We start from the raw sequence: 22488 nt of genomic DNA, 5'->3' as shown, positions 1-22488 counted from the left end.
TTTCCAGCGATTAGCGCCGCTCGATTCCATATTTGGCAGATAGCGCTTCACCTAGCCTATTGAACAGCACAACGACGATCAAAATAAGCAGTCCCGGATAGATCATCAGCTCAGGATGACTGCGAATGTACGCCGTACCTTCATGAATCATTGCGCCCCATTCCGCCTGTGGTGGCTGTACGCCAAGCCCGAGGAAGGACAGCGCCGAAATATCCATAATCGCCCAGCCCATTTCCAATGTGCCGACAACCAGAATCGGTCGCTGTACATTCGGAATGATATGGGTACGAATAATGTTCCATGTAGATGAACCGCTAATCCGAGCAGCAGCAATAAAGCTCTGCTGCTTCAAGCTCACCACCATATTGCGACAAATGCGCGCATACGCCACCCATTGTACAAGCAACAGGGCGAGTAAAATTTGCAACAATCCGGGTCCAAAAATACCAACGACACCAAGCACAAGCACCAGATGCGGAAACGCCATCACACCTTCACAAAAGCGCATCAATATGCTATCCAGCCAGCCGCCTACATAACCAGCGATAGCACCAACGAGCAGTCCAACGCCAACGGATACGATAAAGATCACAAGCGCAAAGCCGAGTGATACCCGTGATCCGTACAACAACCGCGATAATGTATCTCGGCCCAGATGATCCGTACCGAGCCAGTGGGTGGATGTAGGTCCTTGTAACTTGTGTAGCAGATCAACTTTGATCGGATCATGCGGTGCAAGCCACGGCGCTAACAGTGCTGCTGCAAATAACAGTACGAGCAGCAGTGCGCAGATGCGAATGGTCATCTGCTCATAACCTCCGAATTTCCATTTATGTCTCACTGCTCGTCTGTCCTTTCAAAGAAATTCGTGGGTCCATCCATAGCTGAATCAGATCGACCAGCAGATTGCACACAATAAACAGGCAGGCTGCCAGCAACACATAACACTGGATAACCGGAATATCGCGGTTAAAGATCGCATCGACAAAATAACGTCCTAAGCCTGGCCATGAAAATACCTGCTCCACAATAATCGTTCCGGTCAACAGTCGTCCTAGATTAATGCCGATGCTGCTAATAAGCGGCATCAGTGCCATTTTTAATACATGTCTTAGCATAATGGTGCGTTCATGCAAGCCACGCATACGTCCATATTGCACATAAGTCGCCTGCATCTGATCGAGCATGCTCGCACGCAGCAAGCGCGTATACATCGCAATCAGCACAAGCGATAACGTGATCGTAGGCAACACCAGATTCGTCCAATCGCCCCGTCCTTCGACCGGCAACCAATCCAGCTTGACGGCAAAGAAGAAAATCAGCAGATAACCGAGCCAGAACTGTGGAATCGACGCACCGAGATACGCAATCGCACGGCTCACCGTATCGATCCAGCTATTCCGATACACCGCAGCAGCGACGCCAAGCGGCACACTCACGATGATGGAAAGCAACATGCTGGACAGCGCCAGCTCAGCTGTTGCAGGCAAGCGCGACTTGATCTCCTGCCATACCGGCTGATTGGTCAAATACGATGTGCCAAAATCAAGCTGCACCAGCCGTCCGAGTGTATGCACATATTGCACAACAAGCGGTCGATCGAGTCCAAACTCATGCCGTTTTTGTGCCAGCACTTCCTCTGTCGGATAAATATGCGCGGCGGTCAAATACGCCTCAGCCGGATCCACAGGTGAAACATGAATGAGTGCAAACGTAATTAGTGTCGCAATCAGTATAATCGGTACAACTGCGAGCAAACGCCTGCCAATATATTCGATCATAGACGGTTCTGCCTCCTGTCCTCTGCAATTGGTATGAATGGTATCGTGGACGCGATACACGGCAGTCAAGCATCAGCAAGCTGGAAAGCGTCCAATACTAACCGGACACTTTCCGCTTGCCACCATGCCTGCCGCCGTGTACAAGTGTGATTCCCTGGCAAATGAAGATCGCCTTATGGCTGACTCAATGTAATACCGGAAAATGCATTTTCATCCCGGTTCGCTGGGAATTCAAATGAAGCGATATTTTTATGATAAACTGCTGTCTTTTTCACATAGGAAATCGGTACAATCGCAGCTTGCTCCTGCAACGCGCTCAAAATCGATTGGTACAATTGCTGACGTTTTTTCTCATCTGTCGAAGACAATGTTTCGCGAATTTGCTGATCCAGTGCAGCTTTGTTTGGCATCGCACTCAGCGTCTCAGCAATACCGAAGCCTTTTTTCGCCACAACGTTAATGAAGGAATGTGGATCATACGGTGCGCCATAGTTGTACCAGAAGTACAGGTCGAAGTCATTAGCTTTCAGACGCTTGATCTGTACCGTCAGCTCCAAACCGGTCAGATTCACTTTCACGCCAAGCGCACTCCACTCCGCTTGAATCGTCTCTGCCATCGCCTTTTGAATTGGATCGGTTTTATCATAAATCAGTTCAAATTCCAGCGCCTGTCCATCTTTCTCGCGTACTGTGCCGCCTGCTGGCAGCTTCCAACCTGCTTCGTCGAGCAATGCTTGCGCATGCTGAACATTATAAGCGACTGAAGCTGACTTCAAATCGATATTCGTATACGGATAGTTTTTCGACAGGATCGTATCGGCTGGCTCTTCCAGACCGGATGTGATGCCTTCTACCATTTCCTGTTTGTTAAAGCCTTGCTGTAACGCCTGACGTACCCGTATATCCGCCAGCTTTGGATTGGACGAGTTCAGCAACAGACTGCGTGTGCCTACCGGATCGGACAGCTTGGTCACATAATCGGAGTTGTCACGCAACTGCTTGAACGCATCGAGGCTGATCACACCTTCGCCATAGATCAGATCCAGATCACCTTTCTCAAAAGCTGCTACGCGTGTCTCTGCATCAGGAATAATTTTTACCGTTACCTGATCCAGTGCCGGTGCTTTACCCCAATAGTTCGGATTGCGCTTGAACACTGCATATTCATCCTGCTTGTAATCAGCAAGCACCCATGCACCGGTTCCGATTGGCGTTTTAATGCCTGTTGCTGTATCGCCATTGTCCGGGAATCCGGCTGCACCGAGGAAACGGAATGGACGGACAACCGACAGATCTTGTAGTGCAGGGTAGTACGGTTCCGTTAATGTCATACGGAAAGTCAGATCGTTAACCGCTTCGGTTTTGGCGATAACGCTAACGAGTCCGAGCCAGCTATGTGTATCCTTGTGCAGCATAACTGCATCAAAGTTCTTTTTCACAATTGCAGCGTTAAATGTACTGCCATCGGAGAATTTCACATTGGGACGTAGCTTAAATGTGTATACTTTGCCGTCTTTGGAAATCGTCCACGACTCGGCAAGTGCAGGTTCCAGCTTGCCATTTTCCCCATAATGTACGAGCGGATCATATAGCATCGACTGAGCAAACAACTGCGATGGGTTATAAGTATGTGGATTCATGACACCAATATCGCGCGGCCATGACATCGTAATCGAACGAATGGATGGATCTTTGGTTGCGCCTGCGGCGGCGGAATCTGAATTACTGCCGCAACCGGCTACAATCGCTACGAAAACTAGCGACAAAGCAAGCAAAATCATAGATGAACGTTTCATGCGAAATAACATAATGGTCTAACCCCTTCTCTGTATCTATTGATAACGATTATCATCTTCATTTCATAAGAATAGGTAGCTATGCAGTGTTTGTCAACTAAATTGTTACAGGAAGTAAATGGATTTTCTTGTGTTTCTCATATATGGGATTTTGTGTGTCATGAAGGTGAGAGAAAGACGTGTTGCTGTTGCTGTTGCTGTTGCTGTTGCTGTTGCTGTTGCTGTTGCTGTTGCTGTTGCTGTTGCTGTTGCTGTTGCTGTTGCTGTTGCTGTTGCTGTTGCAATTATGATACGGATCGCTCGTCGATGTAAACCAGTCGGCTATGAATAAAATAACACGTCGGCATCCATCCCCATACTCAAAAGCCCATCCGAACGCTATTGAAGCATCCGGACAGGCTATCCAGCACACCTATCATACAATGGTGATCATCGTTCGTATCCATTCTTAATCAAAATACCTATGCAAGCTCCCACCACTAACGATCGAAGCTCGCCATCTCCAACTACCTTGTACTGGATTTACTTTTATACCGATCTCCATCCAGATGATCGAATCGTACAATGCAACTCTACCATTCTATACAAAAGCCAAACTAGGCACGTTCCTGCCCTGCCAGCGCTACGATCGCTGCAATCGCCGCGTCCATCTCACGATGCACCGCATCAGCAACCGCTGTCGTATGCGGATCGTATTCTGCTGCCAGATCAGCGTCAGCATAGCCATCAATCGCCACAATCGCTCCTGCACGCACGCCGCGCAAGGAAGCAATGATGTACAAGGCGGAAATTTCCATCTCTACCGCAAGTGCGCCTGCCTGCTTGAACTTACGGTGCGGAAACTCCTCGACTCCATTAAAAAATACATCAAGTGTTACGGTAATGCCCTTGCTTACCGCACCCTCACCCTGACGTGCAGCATAATATAGCGCTTCAGTTACCGCGCTATCGGCTACAGCTGGAAACGTCTCCGGTACGAGCTGACGGGTTAGACCGTCCGTCCGCACAGCCGCGGTACTGACGATCAAACTACCGGCAGGATGATCCGCAGAATATGAACCTGCGGTACCTACACGAATGAGCGTTTTCACACCTGCACGAATCAGCTCTTCAAAACAAACGGCAGCGCCCGGCGAGCCTACGCCGTGACTCACAACGGCGATCTGAACGCCATCCTTCGTGCCCACAAAGCTGCGGTACTCCCGGCTAAAAGCAAGCTCGCGCGGCTCATCCAGCTTGGCAGCAATCGCAGCCGCACGCTTCGGGTCACCGCACACAATCGCGTATTCTGGAATATCTTCACTATTCACTTGCAAAATGGGCATTAACATCGCTCAATCATACTCCTTTTTCGTCCATTCATCTTCCGGAATAGGCAGCGCCTCACCGGAGAAACGTTCTTCGCGAAACGGATCGGCTTCGTTGTGGAAACCATTTTGCTCCCAAAAGCCCGGACGATCCGCCGTCATAAACTCCAATCCCTCAATCCACTTGGCACTTTTCCAAAAGTACAAATGCGGCACCACGAGACGCAGTGGCCAGCCATGCTTTGGGGTGAGCGGCTTTCCATCATAATGATAAGCAAGCAGCACATGATCGCCCAGCAGATCAGCCAGCGGCACATTCGTTTCGTAATCATTGCCACCATGCACCATCACATAGGTCGCTTCCGGCTGAACGTGAATCCCCAGCTGCTCCAGCAGATCGCGAAAGCGTACACCTTCCCAGCGCGTATCAAACTTCGACCAGCGGGTGACACAGTGGATATCGTCGGTGATCTCCACACGCGGCAGTTCCATAATCTGTTCAAAAGATAACGCCTGCTCTTGCTCCACTGCTCCAAAAATACGCAGCCGCCACGTAGCCAGATCAATCTCCGGCACCTCGCCTTCATGCAAAATCGGAAACTTGTCCGTCAAAAACTGCCCTGGCGGTAGCCTTTTTGCCTGCTCTTCGGTCAGATTGTTAATGAGCGGCGTTTTGGAGGATTTAATTCGGTCTGCCTTTTTACTACTGCCTGCCATATCTGAATCCTCCCTTGTGAGCAACTGATGCATAGCTCTATTGTATACTGCATTTGATTACAAAAAAATCGGATGGTCGGATTGTAAACAAACTACCTCATGCATCGATCAACGCGAGCTACCATTCGCACGCTGCGCATCTTTAAGATAACTGCGATCTTTGAAAAAGAACATCGCTGCCAGTGTCATCATATACGGCAGCATCTGTGTAAACTGCGCTGGTAACGCAAATCCCTGCAAACGAATACTAAACGCATCCATCAGACCAAACAGCAGACTGGACGCGACAACGCCTAATGGATTCGATTGACCGAGCATCGTCGCCACAAGCGCGATAAAGCCGCGACCTGCGGTCATGCCTTCCGTGAACATCGTTACCTGTCCAAGCGATAGCTGCGCACCTGCCAATCCGCACAGGGCACCTGATACAAGTACCGCGCCATACTGGATGCGTCGCACCGGAATGCCCAGACTTTGTGCAGCGACCGGGTTCTCGCCTGCGGCACGCAAACGGAAGCCGCTCACCGTTTTGAACAAATATACCCACATGATGATTGCCGCTACGAACGCTGTATACACAAGCGGCGAATGTCCGGAGACGATCCCACCGAGCACGGGAATATCTTTAATAAGCGGAATGTCCCAGCGCGGCAAGCCCTGCATATTTTTATCGTAATACGCGCCTTTCACATCGAAGATCGCACGCAGACAGAACGTCGTTAAGCCTGCCGCAAGAAAGTTAAGCGAGATCCCGACTACGATCACATTTGCGCGTAAATTAATGCTCACATACGCAAATAATAACGAAAATAACATCACACAAATGACGGCAAACACGACCGCCAGCCACACATTACCGAGCAAATGATTGCCCAGAATGGCGGAAAAGGCACCGACCAGCACCAGTCCTTCCAAACCGACATTGAACAGTCCGACCCGTGCACAGATCGCACCGCCCAGCGCCGCCAGCAGAATGGGCGTCAAAATACGCAGTGTGGAGTTAAACAGCGAGATATCAAACAACTGATCCATTATTTTTGCGCTCCTTTCTGCGTTTGAGGAACAGATAGCCAAAACGTGCCGATACAAACAGCGTTAATGTCGCCTGAATGACACTTGCTACTTCCAGTGGAACATCCGTATTGCGCTCCACGCCCATCGCACCCGTTTGTAGGGCTGCCAGTAAAATACCGGCAATCGCTGTGCCGATCGGATGTGAGGAAGCGAGCAATGTCGCCATAATACCGCTCCACCCATAATCGGCTGATGCCAGCGCACCGTCCAAATAACGATGCTGCGTACCGAGCACCTCACCTGCTCCAGCAAGCCCGGCGAGCGCACCACTCGTCAGCATCGCTACAACCATCATTTGTCCGCGCTTCACACCGCCATAGGCGGCGAAAAATGGATTGTTACCGAGCATGCGAATCTCATACCCTGCAACCGAATGATGAATAAAAATATAGATCGCTACCGCCGCAAGCACCGCCAGAATGAAACCTGCATGCAGACTCATACCGGAAAACAACTTCGGCAGCCATACATCGGTCGCCAGCATCGGCGTTTGCGACATCGCGGCTGAGCCTGTCCGATCTTTGAGTGGAAACGACACCATATAACCGGCAAACAATGATGCGATATAATTAAGCAACAATGTCGAGATCAGCAGATTCACGCCAAACCGCGCATCCATATACCCCGCAAATAACGACCATAAGCCGCCAACGACCATACCGACCAGCAGCGCCATCATCATCACGAGCCAGCCCGGTCCTGGCATATACAATCCGGTAATCGCCGCAGCCAGACCGCCGAGCACCATTTGCCCGGTCGCACCCATATTGAAAAAGCCTGCCCGAAACGCCAGCGCCACACCAAGTCCGGTCAAAATAATCGGCGTCGCTCGCGTGAGCGTATTGGTCAAAAAATAAAAGCTGCCAAAAGCACCATTCCACATCTCGCGATACGTATCGACAACCGAATCACCGATCAGTATAATCGCAACCGCTCCAGCGAGCAGTCCGATCAGTACCGCAACGACCGGCTGGAGCATCCCTAGCAGTGTGCGTTTAATTGCATTCATGATTGTCTTTTCCCCCCTGCCATCAACAGACTGATCTGCTCTTCGGTCGCCTGTTCTGCCGTTAGCTCACCAGCAATCTTGCCTTCGTACATGACCACAATCCGGTCAGATAGCTTTAATATTTCCGTCAGTTCAGACGAGACGAGTAGAATACCATCTCCACCTTTACAGCGTGCCAGTAACTCCCCATGAATCAGTTCCATCGCACCCACATCCACGCCACGCGTCGGCTCGGCTGCGATCAGAAAAGGTTGCTGGTGCGCAAATTCACGCGCTGCGATCAGCTTTTGCAAATTACCACCAGACAGAAATTGTGCCTGTGTATCCAGTGATCCCGTCTTAATCGCAAAACGTTTCACCCATTCGTCCATCACTTTGCGTAATGCCGAACGGTCGATCAGTCCACGCTTACGAAAGCGTTGCTGATGACCCATTAATCCATTATCCAGCACCGTGGCGTCACGCGAAGCCCCCCACATATATCGATCCTCTGGAATATGAGCCAGTCCCTGTTCCCGAATACGGCGTACTGGCGCACCTGTCACATCCGCACCATTCAACTCTACCGTTCCGCTATCCGGTCGACGCAAGCCAGCGATCACCTGCAATAGCTCCGATTGACCGTTGCCAGAAATACCAGCAATCCCTACAATCTCACCACGGCGTACCGTTAGGGATATATCATCCAGTAGCGGCTTACTGCCTTTATGACCTGCCAGCATAATTCCCTGTACGTCTAGTACGGTATCCCCTGGTGCACGTGCAGCACGGCTCATCGGCACCAGCTGGCGTCCAACCATCAGGCGCGAAATTTGTTCTTCATCCGTATCGCTTGCCTTCATCTGACCGGTAATGATGCCATCACGCAGCACCGTAATTCGATCTGCGGCTTCCATAACTTCATGTAGCTTATGCGTAATTAAAATAAAGCTTTTCCCCTGTGCCGCCAGCCCTTTGATCGCAGCCAGCAATTCCTTCACTTCACCCGGTGTGAGTACGCCTGTCGGCTCATCCAAAATGATCACATCGGCACCCTGATACAGCACTTTCAAAATCTCGGTGCGCTGCTGAATACCGAGCGGACAATCGCCTGCTTTTTTCCACGGATCAACCGGCATCCCGTATCGTTCACCGAGTTCACGGACTTTGTCCGCTGCTGCCTGCCGATCGAAAAAAGCTGCCTTTTTCGGTTCGCCGCCAATGACGATATTTTCCGCCAGTGTAAAACTTGGAAATAGCATAAAATGCTGGTGCACCATCCCAATGCCATGCCGAATCGCCTGTGACGGATCATGAAAATGAACCTGTTTGCCATGAACGAGAATGCGCCCAGAAGTAGGCTGCTCCATACCATACAGCATACGCATCATCGTCGTCTTCCCTGCTCCATTTTCCCCGACCAGCGCATGAATCTCGCCCTTGCGCACATCAAAATGAATATCGTGATTGGCGGTGAATTCGCCATATTTTTTCGTAATGCCCTGCATTTCCAGCAAAACCGTCATCTGTTCGTTCCCTCCTGTTGCCCGATTGATGCCTACAGATAAAACAAAACCGGCTGCTCGGTGAAGCAGCCGGTTTCGTCAACTTGCCGTGCTAACATATGGTTCGCATTGATTTTTTATTTCGTTTGATTTCATTTTGATTCTATTTCTGTTTAATGAAGCCGATTATTGCTCCAATGGATTTTTAACTACAATTTTGCCGGAAACGATATCGTCTCTGATTTGCTTGAGCTTCGTGATATTCGCTTCACCGATAAATGGACTCAGCTTCGATTCACTATCTTTTGTCACAAAGGTAAGACCGACGCCATCTTCTTTCAGACCGTAGTTCGCTGTACCAAATTTAAAGCTGCCATTAGCAAAGTCTTTCACCGTTTCATAAGCAACCGCATCGGTTCCTTTGAGCTGGGACAGTACGATATGATCCGGGTCTTCCACCGTACGATCCGTATCTTGACCGGATGTGTACAGGTTTTTCTCCTTCGCCGCTTCGAACACGCCGAGATCACTCGTTGCGGATGCGCCTGCGACAAAGTCAGCACCCTGACCGTATTGCACCAGCGCAAGCTCTTTCGCTTTGGCAGGATCGTTAAAGCTACCTACGTAACCGATCAGGAATTTCGCTTTCGGATTGACCGATTCCAATCCCTGCTTGAAGCCTTCGCTGTACTTTTTGAGCAGCGGTACATCTTGAGCGGCTACCATACCGACCACATTGGTTTTAGTGGACAGTCCAGCAGCTGCACCGAGCAGATACGATGCTTCGTACTCACGGAAACCGACGCTACGCACATTCGGCAGATCAACTGTCGTATCGATAATCGCAAACGATTTGTCCGGATTTTCCTGAGCGACTTGTTTCAGTACATCCTCTGCCTGGAATGTTGCCGTAATGATCAGATCATAGTTCTCAGCAACGGTCGCACGCATATTTTGTTCAAACGCTGTCGGGTCGGAGGATTGGATCGTTTTGGTCTCTACACCAAACTCTTTGCCCGCCTTTTGAAAGCCTTCATCCATCTGTACAAAAAACTGGTTCACTCCGATTTCCTCTGGAAGCACAAGTGCAATTCTCTTCTTTGCGGTGCCGCTTTCACTGCCTGAAGCCGATTGTTCGGATTTAGAACCGCCTGATGCACATGCAGACAGCATTGCAACAAGCAATACCGAAACAATGACGAACGAAAAACGTTTCAACATGCGTTTTTATTCCCCTTTTGTTTCAAATTTTCTGTTCATTTTCAATAATGCTAATGGAATTTGTCGCCTTTTGTCAAATAGTTTTTTGCTATCTGTCTTATAGGTAAGGTTTGGCGGTGTAGAGGGTAACGTGGCAATGTGTCGTTTGTCGAAGTTTGTGGATGGTTAGAGAGTCGGTGCTTATTGGATACTACAGCTTAAATTTGCGATATGAATAAAATTCAACGGCGTATCGTCGTGTTAGGGGCTTTTTCGGAGTAGATGTAATTTGCATAAAGGGTGTTATTTTCTTCCATTATATTAAAATATGTACGTAAACTCGTATGAATGTAAAATTCATCAGTTCATATTTCGTCACTTCAGTTTTTATATACAACTTAATACACTTACATTGGTGCACATACATTAATACACTTATATTGGTGCACATATAGTCATTTTTATCACTCTGTTTGTACATATATAATTAGCAGCCTCTCCATACAACCATATATACCAGTATACAAAAAACCCCTTTTCTCTTGACCATAGAGAAAAGGGACTTTGCCTGTTTAATCATTACTGCTTATTTCAAACTTATATTTTATTTCAAACTTATATTTTATTTCAAACCCACCTTTTATTTCGGGCCTGCATTATTTTGTACGGCGCTTGGGATACTACCTGCATCGTCTACGCTATAGCTGTATGGGAATGAAGTGCCTGGGAAGGCTGCGCCCTGGGCGTTTGTTCCGGTCGTTTGGTTGTAGATGTTTTTGCGTTCGTAAAATTTGTAGCCGTCGGAGCCGTTGTCCAGACCGACCTGATGGCTGTTGTTCGTGCGGTAGAAGTAGTTGCCCTCGGAGAAGATGTTGCCGCCGCTACCGATCTGGGCTGCGTTGTATTGCTCCTGTGGGAACCCTTTGGAATTTTTGCCGCTTGGCTGGGTGCTGTTATCAAAATAATTGTTGTACATATGCACATAACCGCGCAGCAGTGGGCGGCCTTTCATGTTCGGGCCAAACCAGTTATGGTGCAGGGTCACATGCAGCTTGCCACCACCGTATTGATACGAATCGTTTTTGTTGGAGCCGATAATCATAGCAAGGCGTTCGGATGCCAGATCCTGATTGTTGCCCACCCAGTTCCAGAGCGGGTTCGGATTCATATTCAGCCAGCTATCGGTAAAATAGAAATGGCTATTCGATACGGTCGCATAATCCGAGCCTTGAGAGATTAGGAACAGATCGTCACTAATATTGTACATCGTCACATGTTCAACCAGAATATTGCTTGTACGACGGAACGATACGCCCAAATAGTTGGTGCCAATTCCGCCCGGCTGTGTATCGGCACCGGATAGATTTTGCAGGTCTTTAATATTGCCGTAGAAGGTAATATTTTTGACAACGACATTTTCGATATTCGTGCCAGCTGGTAATAGCTCACCGCTGAATTTAATTTGAATATTTTGCAGCACGGCTCCACCACCTGGTGCACCTTCAATGGTCGTGTTATTCCATTGTGTGCTGGCAAACGTAAATGTTTTCGGCTTGGTACCACCATAAATATTGCCTTTAATGACGATATGATGTTTACCGGCATTAAAGGCATTTTCCAGCTCCTGCAAGTTCGTTACGGTCACGGCTGCTTCATTCGAGCCATTGGTAGTCGCATAGCCACCGGTTGAAGCGGCATAGGCTTCATGCTGGCCCGGCCCTGTCCATACGAGTGCAGATAGGAGGGCTGTACTAAGCAATACTAGCTTAACCGGAGATAACGGTTTACGTTGTAATTTAGGAAAACGAATCATACTTTATGCCTCCTTTATTTTATGCACACGTTAACATATAGGGATAAACAAGCTGTTTTGATTGAAGAAAAACGGCTAAACTTGTACATTTTCATTTGGCTTGGATACGTTTTTTAGATTCGTAATGCCGTAATGATGCGTGGTTGTAGGTGCAGAACGACGGCTGCAATGACCAACAATCCTCCCCACTACGTCATAGATCGCAAAGTGACGTTCATTTTTAAATCCATGTTTGTACCAGAGTTCCGTTTTGATCAGAGTTTCAAGTGCTAGCGATCTAACTCATTCATTCAAAATGTGCTTATAATTGTGCTTATATTAGTTGCAAATAAACGATACAAAAACTATGTATTTACCTCCTTTCCAATCTGTATGGAAAATATTGAATATCAATAACTACATATCCAATTATAGATTTATATAGGCATTTATTCTATATAAATAGACCGATATGCAATATGAAGTGAATACTATAGCGATTTTGTGTTATCCAACTTCTCTTCTCAATCTTCATTATTGAATACGCTTACATAAAATAAAACGTTCGAATGACTGCCATCGCTTTGTTTGCTGTTCTTCGTCTTCATTCTGTATTCCATTTCATTCCAGTCGCTCTCAAGCTAAAAGGCAGCAAACCATTTGTATATACGCACCTCCCCCTTAACTGTGAAGTATAGAAATACAGATATTGCTATTCACTTTCTATTGCATCCCTAAAACTATACAAAAAAAATAGAGTAGCCTTCCCGCAGCCGCTTTTCTGAATGTCATACTTCTTCAGAAAAACAACTACAGTCTGCTACTCCTCGTTACGTTGCATATTCATCTGTCTTTCGATCAGGTAACACTAGCTAAAAGCTACATCGCATAGCGAAGACAAAGAACTATAAAACAAACAACAGTAAGGTACAGAACCACAACACAAAGAACAATAAAGACAAAAACCACAGCTGAAATTCAAACTCGTACCTTGACCGATATTCATTTCAACTTTAAATCTGCAAATCTGCCGCACGTTCTAAAAGATAGGCATGTTAACTCATCATCAAAGTTGAAATGTAACAGGGTTAAGGTACTAAACTTTTACGAACCATAACCAGAACGTTAAAAGCCAACCCTGAATATTAAAAGCTCAATCCAGAACGTTAAAAGTGAAAGCCAACGCGCCCTTCGCTGTTGTGCAGCCATACCCCTTTACGACTCTTATCCAGCTCGCCGCGTAAACCTTGAATCACCTCATGCATATCCAGCTTGCCTTCCTCATGCCAGCGCAGTGCCGCAGAAACGTACAGCTCGCCAAGCTGAGCAAAGGTAAAGCCCTCGGTTAGACGCGCTGCTTCCACTACCGTCTCATCCCCAGCAAATTCATGCAGACGCTTGCGGCGGAAATATTCCAGACGCAGCTCTTCATCCGGCAGCGTGATCTCATACGCACGATCAAAACGTCCTGCTCGGTTCATCAAGCCCGGATCGATCTTCTCTGGATAGTTGGTCGTACCGATCAGGAAAATCCCTTCCTTCGACGTCGCTCCATCCAGCGTGTTCAGGAAAAAGGAACGTGCTTCCGCTGGCATCGAGTCAATATCTTCAATGACAAGTACCATCGGCATCATCCGCCCAGCCGCTTCAAACACTTCTTCAATCGACTCACTGCTCGTATACTCGGTGATCTGCCAGTACGCTACCGGGCCAGGCACGCTGCCAGCAATCGATTTGACGAGTGTCGTTTTACCATTGCCGGGATGACCGTACAGCAAAATACCACGCTTATAGGGCACATCATATTTTTGATAAAAGCTGCGATCCTCTTCAAAGAAGCGATCCAGCGAACGGTAAATGTCCTGCTTGATGCTGGCAGGCATAATCACATCTTCACGCGATACGGCGCGGCTCACTGGCTCCAATTGACGATTAATACCATGACGCCCATCGGTGAATACGGTCACCCGGCGCAGACTTTGTTCACGCTGGCGCACACGCACATCGGCAAGAAATGTGAGCAATGCCTCATCGCTGACCGCGAAGACCAGATCATCATTGCTGATTCCATGCTCACGGAATACCGGCATACGTGCCAGTGCAATACCTTCCTGCGGATAAGCAAATACATTATTTTTCAACGAACGGTGTACATCGAAATCCGGTTCTGGCTTATCGCCGTCATATTCAAATGTCCATTCTTCCAACCGATCATAAATTCGGGTTACATGCTCGATTCGAGGAGAAGCTTGACGAAGATCCTCCTCTAGCAAGGTCCAATACTCTACATTCGGGTCCTCACTTGCATACAAACAATATTTCACGCCATAACGTTCGAACAGCCGCGCTTCAATTCCCGCAATAATACGGGCATAATCGGCATAACGTGAAGGCTGATGTGAATTGTGCTCATTATATACGATGATCGCGTCGTTCTGCTCTGTGACAGTATCACGCATAGTGTCTTTGCTGGTACGGTAAATAGAATCCAAACCGTTACCCTCCTTTGTAAGTTCAATTGTTTCCTATATTTCAAAACGTATGTGTTCACCTGTATACAGTGATCGATGATCGACATTACTTGTCGCCACTGTCTCCTTGCAGGGCGTTGTCGGATACATGTAAGCGAAATGTGAGCGGCATCGCCGAGGAGCTGATCCACGGAACTATAGCGCTCCGGTGTGAATGCATGATGGGCTGATCTTGTTATTTTGGCTCGTCTTTTTGTAAAAGTAGCTAGTTTATATCCGATAGATAAGCGATCGCATCACATATAATGCTATCAGACAAACGCTATTTTACGAACAAAAGAGATGAGCAGACCAGCCACACATTCCATCGATGCCGCTACAACAATCGATATTATTCAATTATACGCCTTTATAGCGCAAACGTGTAATGATGCCAACTAAACATACCGAAAGGCTACCTTCAGCTCAAGTTAGACTAAACTTTTGACTGCGCCACCTATAAAGTTGTTACCTATAAAGCTTGACGTCTAAAGCTTTACTTCGGTTCGTATCGGAAAAATCGATACTGTGGTTCACATGTATGTTATACGATGCAGTAACTCCGACTTTGAATTGGAGTTCGTCCATATACTATGTGGTAATCTCCATATTCTGTCATGCTATCAACTTCGATGGAAGACCTTTTCCTATACCCATCATGACACCTCTTTATGCCTTCATGCCAGTTCAATGTTCAGTATGATATCCACTAGTATAGTGTTGCATTTTTCATGTGATCTACTCCATTTACACGTCGTACACTGGCATTCGCTCAGTTCGTCCCCTTAATCGCTGCCAGCGGCTGGCAACGAGCGACGACAGAGGCAAGGCCGGCTCCGGTTACACTCTCAATAATTTGATCCACGTCTTTGTACGCCTGCGGTGATTCATCGAGTATGCTTTCCAGTGAACGCTGATTCACAACAATTTCGTCATCCGTTCCAACTTTAAGTGAACTGGCAAATTCGTCCACTTTCACCAGACGTTTCGTTGCTGAGCGTGAGCGTATCCGTCCAGCGCCATGACAGATCGAGTAGTAGTTCGACTCTCCACCTGGCTGACCGACCATAATGTATGAGGATGTGCCCATCGAGCCTGGGATGAGTGCTGGATGACCGGTCTCCACGTATGGCTTCGGATTGCCAGGATGACCGGCAGGTAAAGCGCGTGTTGCTCCTTTGCGGTGCACGAACATCGCTTCATCTCCACGATATTCGGACCATGCATAATTGTGCATCAGATCATACAGTGTACGAAACTCGCACTGATTACCAAACACATCACGGAATGCTTCCCGAATCGCAAAGGCGATCAGATGGCGATTGACCGTTGCATAATTAAGCGCCGAGTACATCAAATTCACATAGTGCTTAGCTTCTGGATGCGACAATGGCAGGAAAGCAAGCCGTGGGTCAGCTGTTCCCAGTCCCAGTCGATGCATCGCTGCCTGCATCGCCGGATTGCTATCCTGACTGATCGCTCCGCCCCATGAGCGTGAGCCAGAATGAATCATCACCACAATCTGTCCATCGTACATGCCCCATGCTTCGGCAATCGCTCGATTCTCTTCGGCAATCTCCAGTGCCTGAATTTCAGCAAAATGATTACCGCCACCGAGCGTCCCCAGCTGACGATGACCACGATGCCAGGCGCGATCCTGCACACCGCTCAGGACATTTTCGTCAAAATGAAACCGGCTTTCCTCCACATGTGTAAGCGAGGTCGCACGTTTCGGCGTGTAGCTGTCCGGCACATATTTGCCTGGCAGTCCTTTTAATCCGTTGCGTACGATATGTTCCAGACGCAAATCGGCAAAATGACCGCGCTGCTGCGATTCCATAGGCAAATACTTTTCAATCGCCCGCACCAGCTTACGACGCAGCTTCACTTCACGCAGATTATCACGGTGCAAATTGGTCAGATGCACGCGCATCCCACAGCCAATATCACTACCGACGATCGATGGCGAAACAATTCCGTCTTCGTTCCCCCATACCGCTGTCGTACCAATACATGTACCGACGCCCACATGCACATCAGGCGTATAGCCCATATAGCGAATACCTGGAATTTGCAAATTGTTATTCGCCATCTCAAACACTTTATAATCCAGTCCGGCAAATAGCTCTGGATTAGCATACACATTCAGATCACCGGCAGGTAGCCGTACCTGATGAATATAAGAATTATCGTTTGTTATCATAAAAGATAGTCCTCTTTTCTATACGTATCATTAGTTTTATATGTCTCGTTAATAGGTGCTGCCCATACGCTGCGCAGTGTTGCACGAAATAGCTCATCCAGTTGATGATCGGCAATTCCCGTACTTGCTGGCATCTCGGCGGCACACCGTTCCATCTGGTCGATCATTTCATCGATAAATTGTCGCACACGCGGCAGACTGGCTTCGACTCCTATTAAGTCGCCGCTACGTTTGCGCTGTAATAGCCGGTTCACTTCGTCTTTTAATGCTTGATCCTGAATTTGCTGCTCGATCAGCGTCTCCATCGATAACGGCGGAAACGTATGCTGTTCATGAATCCAGCTGCAAGCGAGCAGCGGACGTAGCACATACATATATTTTTTAATGCGCACCTGCTGGCCTTGCAGGTAGCTGCGAAAGTTACTTTTAGCCATGCTCAAATAATGATGCATACACACTCTGGGTGAAAATGCTTGTTCCGACCATTCGCGTAACGTTGTACTCCATTGATTCCATTCCTCATAAACGATATCCGAGTTCAGCCATTCGAGCAGCGACGGATTGGAGCGGCGAAACAGATTCAGCGCCTTGACAATATCCCAACCATTCAGATCCAGACCCGCATCGATCGGCTGCTCGATCACATCCCGGCGTGTAAATATAGACAAATACCATTCGGGACGATGCACATAAATAAAGCGCACATCATAATCGCTTCCTGGCGCATCGCCTCCCCATGCGCGACTGCCTGCTTCACACACATACAGTACACGCACATCTTCGCGCGTTTCAATGTCACGAATATTGTCCATCATTCGTTGCTGCATGATCCAATCGATTTCTTTCAAAGCGACCACTCCTCTCCATATCGTTATGAACGATAGATCAACGTAAAAATAGTTCAAAATCACTGCGAATGCAGCTCAAAATTAGAGCAAATACAACTCAAAATCATAGCGAATACAGTTCAAAATCAGAGCAAATACAGTTCAATATCATAGCGAATATAGCTCAAAATAAGACGCTAACATCGCTCCTCCTACTCACGAAGCTGTATAGCTTTTTGTGCATCTATATCAGGAACGAATATACATGCCTATCCAACTACGATTTAGCAAACGAGGCTGACTATTCACAACCGAAATCGAGTCTGTTGGTTTGACGATCAGCCGAAAACACATTCTGTTCAAGTGAATACATAGCGCGATCTGGATAAAGCTATATTCTCCATTTCAATGACAATAAAAAAAGCCGCAATCCCTCCTACGGGCTGCGGCTTAATGGTCGTTGGCCGACCTTTCTTGTCAAAAGGAGAGCACAAACGATCCATTCGCATGATACAACTGTAATTTTCAATCTTATACCGGGTTATAGCTGAGGTAAGGTCAATCGAGCTTAAATGCAGTGAGCGACCGATATGCGCATCCTATGCGTGGTGTTAGAGCAAGTTAGCCGCATATCAACATGGCTACTGTAAAACGTATCATTTGCATACGATATACGACCATGTTTACTGCAAGCTACATCGTTTACATGCCATACACTGGCATGGTTAGTGCAAACTATAGCGTTACATCCTATAGCATTACATGTAATACACTCGCACCATTACTACAAACCATAGCGTTGTATAGAATCCGCTCAATTGGTTACTGCCGTCCGTAGCCTATACATGTGGTTACTACCATCCGTAGCTTATACATACCGTGCATTCGCGTAGCTACTGTAAGTCGTATCATCTACACAAGATGCACTGCTACTGCTCTTTTTGCCCATAAAAATAATCAGGTGCTCGTGCTCACCTGATCCTCGCGTGGTATGGATGTACACCATACCAGTCAAGCTATAACTTCGGTATACTGAAGATTATGTCGTCCGTTGGAAGCTGGAAAATATGGAACAGGAATATGCAGTTGTCAAATAGCAAGTTTGAATATGGTTGTGCTGCGTGTCCGTGCTCGGACGATTAGAATGCTGAATGTGACGTGTACGTATATCCCGGATCATATGGTCCAACCTCCCCTCGTGTAAAATGTATCTCCATCATAACGACTGATTTTTCCAATTGTCAAATAAGAATGATAAAAAAAGGACTTTAGTCCTGTTTTTTCGTGTACAGTAGCATCGGATCAATGATACTATATTTTTGTATGCCATTTGTTCTAAATAACTTATATTTCATATTGTATTCATCTTCTTTTGTTAGACTGTTTCACTGGGGTAAGGTTGTTTTATTGATAAACAGATAGAGGTGAATCCATGACAAAAGAGCGAATTAACGAATGGTCGCTGCTACGTGGCTTATGCTTTCTCGCTGTCGTCATGCAGCATAGCATCGGAGAATATATTTATCGTAGCGATATTATACCAGCGGATTCGATTATGCTCGGTATGCTGTATCACTTTACTCGCTTTGGTACACTAACGTTTGTGTTTTTGGCAGGTGCGATTTTGTTTTACCAGTACGGTGGCGGCAGATCGTATCGACCGGTACTGTGGAAACGAATTGGTGATATTTATGTTCCGTTTGTAGTGTGGACGATCATTTACTGGGTAACGGTACGACTGAGCAATCATCAACCGTTATTTTCAAAGGACAGTGTCGTGTCATTTTTCCAACAACTGATCGTTCCGACCAATGGGTATCATCTGTGGTTCGTCATTATGATTTTCCAGTTTTATATGTTATTTCCGGCTTTTCGCTGGCTGGCTCGTCAATTCCGCACCCATATGTTGGAGCAGCATTCACCGCAAGAACAGCGTAACCGTATCGTTTGGATGCTGATCGTGATGGCGGTGGCGTATGGCTGGTTAATGTGGCTCTGTTATTATGTATTTCCGTTCTGGAATGCAGGCGGTATCGTACAAACGTTGCTGAATTATCGCACGAGTGAGTTTGCCTTTTATTTCTTCTACTTTATTCTTGGAGCGGTATGCGGCTCCGCGATTCAGGCGTGGCGTGAGACGGTTCTACGTCTGCTGCCGTGGACAACGATCGTCTTTCTCGGTATGTATATCTGGCTTGGCTATGATCTGCTTCGTCACTCGACCGAGGCGATTGATTTGAATGTATCGACGTATCTGAAACCGACGACATTTTTACTCGTTCTGTCGCAACTGTTACTGATGTACGGTCTGGCGATTTTGCTATCACGTCAACAGCATCTTATTACACGTTTCTTGCAATGGTGCGGACGTTATTCATTCGGTGGCTATCTGTCTCATGCACTCATTCTGGCAGCCGTTTCGTCGTGGACACGCCATCTGGTGCTGACCGATGTGCATTTGCCGTGGACGATTCTCACTTTTGCGATCGTAGCTCCGACTGCAATCGGGCTGACCAGCCTGTTATCCCGTCTGCCAGGCGGACAATGGCTGACTGGCTCCGCAGGTAAGCGCAAAAAGCCAAAGCCGACCCAGAACCCTTCTCCACGCAGTGTGCTTGGTGCGAAGTGATGTGGGTAGCCGGGGGGTACGTTAGTTAACCTGTGATCAAGTGACCTGTACAAGCGCGCCTTATTGCAAAATGTGATAGTTTCAGGCACAGGAAAATAAGATGCGTCAGCGTAGTAGCCAATCGCAGCCTATCCATGTTGTCTTTTGTAATCCATGCCAAAAGACCCGATATTCCTTGCTCTCTTTACAGAGAGACAGAGATATCGGGTCTTTTTATCGTTGTAATCGGGTTATGATCTTGTCACCTTGCTTGTAGCATACGATATGACTACCTAAATGAAGCACATAAAGGCGTTACATCGGCAGACGAACCGAAAATTCTGTCCAGTCCTGATCGCTCTCCACCATGATGATTCCGCGATGCTTTTTCAGTATTTTCGTGACAATCGCTAGCCCCAGACCGGAGTTTTTCCGGTTGAGCGGCTTGGTGCTAAAGCCCGCTTCGAAAATTTGCTGCTTAAGCTTTTCGGGAATCGGGTTGCCATTATTACCCACAGTAAAAGTCAATTGTTCGCCGCGAACCTGTCCGGTGACACGAACGACCTTTTCTGGTTTACCGGTTTCAAGTACGGCATCAAACGCGTTATCGATCAGATTACTAACAATTTTGACAAGCTCGGTCGATTTGACGGTTCCGAATTGTACCGACTTCAAGTTAGCGATCTCGTATTCGAATTTGATTTTACGATCATATGCCTGCGTCATCTTCGCCTGAATAAGCGCAGACATCGCCGGCAGGTTGATGTTAATAATTTGGTTCATCGCGATCGACTCACCGACCAGCTCTGCGGTATAGGCAGACAGATCATCATATTTTTTCATTTTAACGAGCAATTGGATCGTATTCACATGGTTGTTAAAATCATGTCGCTGCTCCTTGATCGAATTGAACAGGGCATCGATATTTTCCAGGTATACATTTTGTACGCTCTGCGCCACAGCTTCCGTGCGACGATTTTGCATCGCAATCACGCCAAGCACAAGCGCAATAATCACGATTGTACACAAAAAAATCGTCAGCGAAATCAAAATCAGTTGCTCATTCAGTCTATGCTGTACGTCGGTCAGATCCGAGACGATCATCATAATAGCTGGATAGGTGAGTTCCACCGGAATAAATGTTTTGAGCACCTGCTTATTATTGTATGTCTCTGTCACCGAAATCATCTGATTGGTGCGGTTTACCTGTCTTACATTATCCAAATCAGTTGCATTTTTGTAAGAGTAATCGTTATTTAGCGTTTGATTATCGTCATACCAGATCACCCCGCGCGAATTGTACTGACTCGCTTGATCGAGAAAGATCGGCGGATTGAAAATAGAAATACCGAGTGTCTGGCGATTCGTTTCTCCATGCAAAATTTCACGAATGACTGCCTCGACACCTGTATCCTGACGATACTGTCGTACCGACTGGTCATCCATATAGACACTAATTACATAATCCGTTGATCCATCATAATAAAAGCCCAGCTTCTCACTAATCTGTGCAGGATCGTTATCTGAAGCGACCAGCGGTGCACCCCAGAAATTAGGCAGCTTCTGCCCCAGTTCTACATTCGGCTCCTGTCTGCGCAGCAATTGCTGTACAGCTTTAAGCCAATCGCTACGCCAGTTCCCCCAGCGATTCAGATCGTCAGGGTCAGAGGAACGCACAGCGACTATATTGTTTCCCTGTTGTTGGAACAATGTGATGCGATCAACACCAATCTTTTTCCCCAGACTGGCCAGCTGGTCATTCGTAATCGATGCCAAACGGCTTCCAAGTTTTGCTTGTACCGCCTGCGCCGCCATACGTAAATTTTCACCGTTAAGGCTCTCGACAAACTCTTCCCCGTTCTGGGATAGCTTGATCGAGGAGCGAATCTGTTCAGCGATGACACGCATATTTTGCTCTTGTACAGCAATCAACGCGCTACGTGTCGAAAAATAATAGGTCGTATTAACGATGAGCAATACAACAGCCATAATAACCAGTATATAGACAGTTACCGGGATCGGTTTGGGCAACAGGCTCTTGCGCTGTTTCATATTAGCAGTCTTACCTCCATTTATATCAGCACTTGAAAATGAATATGCGGCGATATGAAACCATGTCTGGCATTCGTATTTATGCATGGATAGATAAGTGCGTTAACCATTTTATCGACAAAGTTCGA

At 47.2% G+C, this 22488-nt stretch carries 16 protein-coding genes; 2 read left to right on the top strand and 14 right to left on the bottom strand.

The genetic code is table 11. From position 1 onward, the window contains the following. Nucleotides 1–10: 10 nt before the first annotated feature. The 3 genes from nikC to nikA all read right to left on the bottom strand — a co-directional run bounded on the left by nikC (nt 11) and on the right by nikA (nt 3589). Nucleotides 11–805 carry a nickel ABC transporter permease subunit NikC gene (gene nikC / locus AAHF22_RS09310; RefSeq protein WP_347324989.1) on the bottom strand — a complete coding sequence of 265 codons (795 nt, stop codon included), beginning with the start codon at nt 803–805 and terminating at the stop codon, nt 11–13. A 25-nt stretch (nt 806–830) separates the two neighbouring features. Beyond that, a complete protein-coding gene (gene nikB / locus AAHF22_RS09305; protein WP_347324730.1) occupies nt 831–1781 on the bottom strand; it encodes a nickel ABC transporter permease subunit NikB in 951 nt (316 codons plus the stop codon). 173 nt (nt 1782–1954) lie between these two features. Beyond that, nucleotides 1955–3589: a nickel ABC transporter substrate-binding protein gene (gene nikA, locus AAHF22_RS09300; protein WP_347324729.1), complete on the bottom strand. Its 1635-nt coding sequence runs from the start codon at nt 3587–3589 to the stop codon at nt 1955–1957. A 148-nt stretch (nt 3590–3737) separates the two neighbouring features. On the opposite strand from nikA, the gene AAHF22_RS09295 reads away from it, so the two are divergent. Then, a complete protein-coding gene (locus tag AAHF22_RS09295; protein WP_347324728.1) occupies nt 3738–3908 on the top strand; it encodes a hypothetical protein in 171 nt (56 codons plus the stop codon). Nucleotides 3909–4173: 265 nt separating this feature from the next. Here the strand turns inward: AAHF22_RS09295 and AAHF22_RS09290 are convergent, their stop codons facing one another. From AAHF22_RS09290 to AAHF22_RS09245, 10 genes are all read right to left on the bottom strand, one after another. After that, nucleotides 4174–4908, bottom strand: coding sequence for a nucleoside phosphorylase (locus AAHF22_RS09290; protein ID WP_347324727.1), 735 nt, complete (start codon nt 4906–4908; stop codon nt 4174–4176). A 3-nt stretch (nt 4909–4911) separates the two neighbouring features. Continuing rightward, nucleotides 4912–5601 (bottom strand): sulfite oxidase-like oxidoreductase, encoded by a 690-nt coding sequence (locus AAHF22_RS09285; protein WP_347324726.1) that lies wholly within the window; start codon nt 5599–5601, stop codon nt 4912–4914. 108 nt (nt 5602–5709) lie between these two features. Then, nucleotides 5710–6633, bottom strand: a complete 924-nt coding sequence (locus AAHF22_RS09280) for an ABC transporter permease (protein ID WP_347324725.1) — start codon at nt 6631–6633, stop codon at nt 5710–5712. Then, complete coding sequence (locus AAHF22_RS09275; RefSeq protein WP_347324724.1) at nt 6617–7684, bottom strand: ABC transporter permease; 1068 nt, start codon at nt 7682–7684, stop codon at nt 6617–6619. The genes AAHF22_RS09280 and AAHF22_RS09275 overlap by 17 nt, the downstream gene beginning before the upstream one ends. Beyond that, nucleotides 7681–9189, bottom strand: coding sequence for an ABC transporter ATP-binding protein (locus AAHF22_RS09270; RefSeq protein WP_347324723.1), 1509 nt, complete (start codon nt 9187–9189; stop codon nt 7681–7683). The genes AAHF22_RS09275 and AAHF22_RS09270 overlap by 4 nt, the downstream gene beginning before the upstream one ends. A gap of 165 nt (nt 9190–9354) precedes the next feature. Continuing rightward, complete coding sequence (locus AAHF22_RS09265) at nt 9355–10389, bottom strand: BMP family ABC transporter substrate-binding protein (protein ID WP_347324722.1); 1035 nt, start codon at nt 10387–10389, stop codon at nt 9355–9357. A 619-nt stretch (nt 10390–11008) separates the two neighbouring features. Then, entirely contained in the window at nt 11009–12181 is a 1173-nt protein-coding gene (locus AAHF22_RS09260) for a pectate lyase family protein (protein WP_347324721.1), read from the bottom strand. A gap of 1145 nt (nt 12182–13326) precedes the next feature. Then, nucleotides 13327–14619: an AAA family ATPase gene (locus tag AAHF22_RS09255; protein WP_371834048.1), complete on the bottom strand. Its 1293-nt coding sequence runs from the start codon at nt 14617–14619 to the stop codon at nt 13327–13329. Between the two features lie 823 nt (nt 14620–15442). Continuing rightward, nucleotides 15443–16873 (bottom strand): RtcB family protein, encoded by a 1431-nt coding sequence (locus AAHF22_RS09250; protein ID WP_347324719.1) that lies wholly within the window; start codon nt 16871–16873, stop codon nt 15443–15445. Next, nucleotides 16870–17721, bottom strand: a complete 852-nt coding sequence (locus tag AAHF22_RS09245; RefSeq protein WP_347324718.1) for a nucleotidyltransferase domain-containing protein — start codon at nt 17719–17721, stop codon at nt 16870–16872. Before AAHF22_RS09245 ends, AAHF22_RS09250 begins: the two co-directional genes overlap by 4 nt. Nucleotides 17722–19132: 1411 nt before the next feature. On the opposite strand from AAHF22_RS09245, the gene AAHF22_RS09240 reads away from it, so the two are divergent. Beyond that, nucleotides 19133–20329: an acyltransferase gene (locus tag AAHF22_RS09240; protein WP_347324717.1), complete on the top strand. Its 1197-nt coding sequence runs from the start codon at nt 19133–19135 to the stop codon at nt 20327–20329. Between the two features lie 294 nt (nt 20330–20623). On the opposite strand, the gene AAHF22_RS09235 is transcribed toward AAHF22_RS09240, so the two are convergent. Further along, a complete protein-coding gene (locus AAHF22_RS09235; RefSeq protein ID WP_347324716.1) occupies nt 20624–22360 on the bottom strand; it encodes an ATP-binding protein in 1737 nt (578 codons plus the stop codon). Nucleotides 22361–22488: the final 128 nt, after the last annotated feature.

The sequence above is a fragment of the Paenibacillus wenxiniae genome (assembly GCF_039822605.1).
Taxonomy (GTDB): Bacteria; Bacillota; Bacilli; order Paenibacillales; family Paenibacillaceae; genus Saccharibacillus; species Saccharibacillus wenxiniae.
Note: the sequence above shows the minus strand (reverse complement) of the source record. Positions and strands in the feature narration are given on the sequence as shown.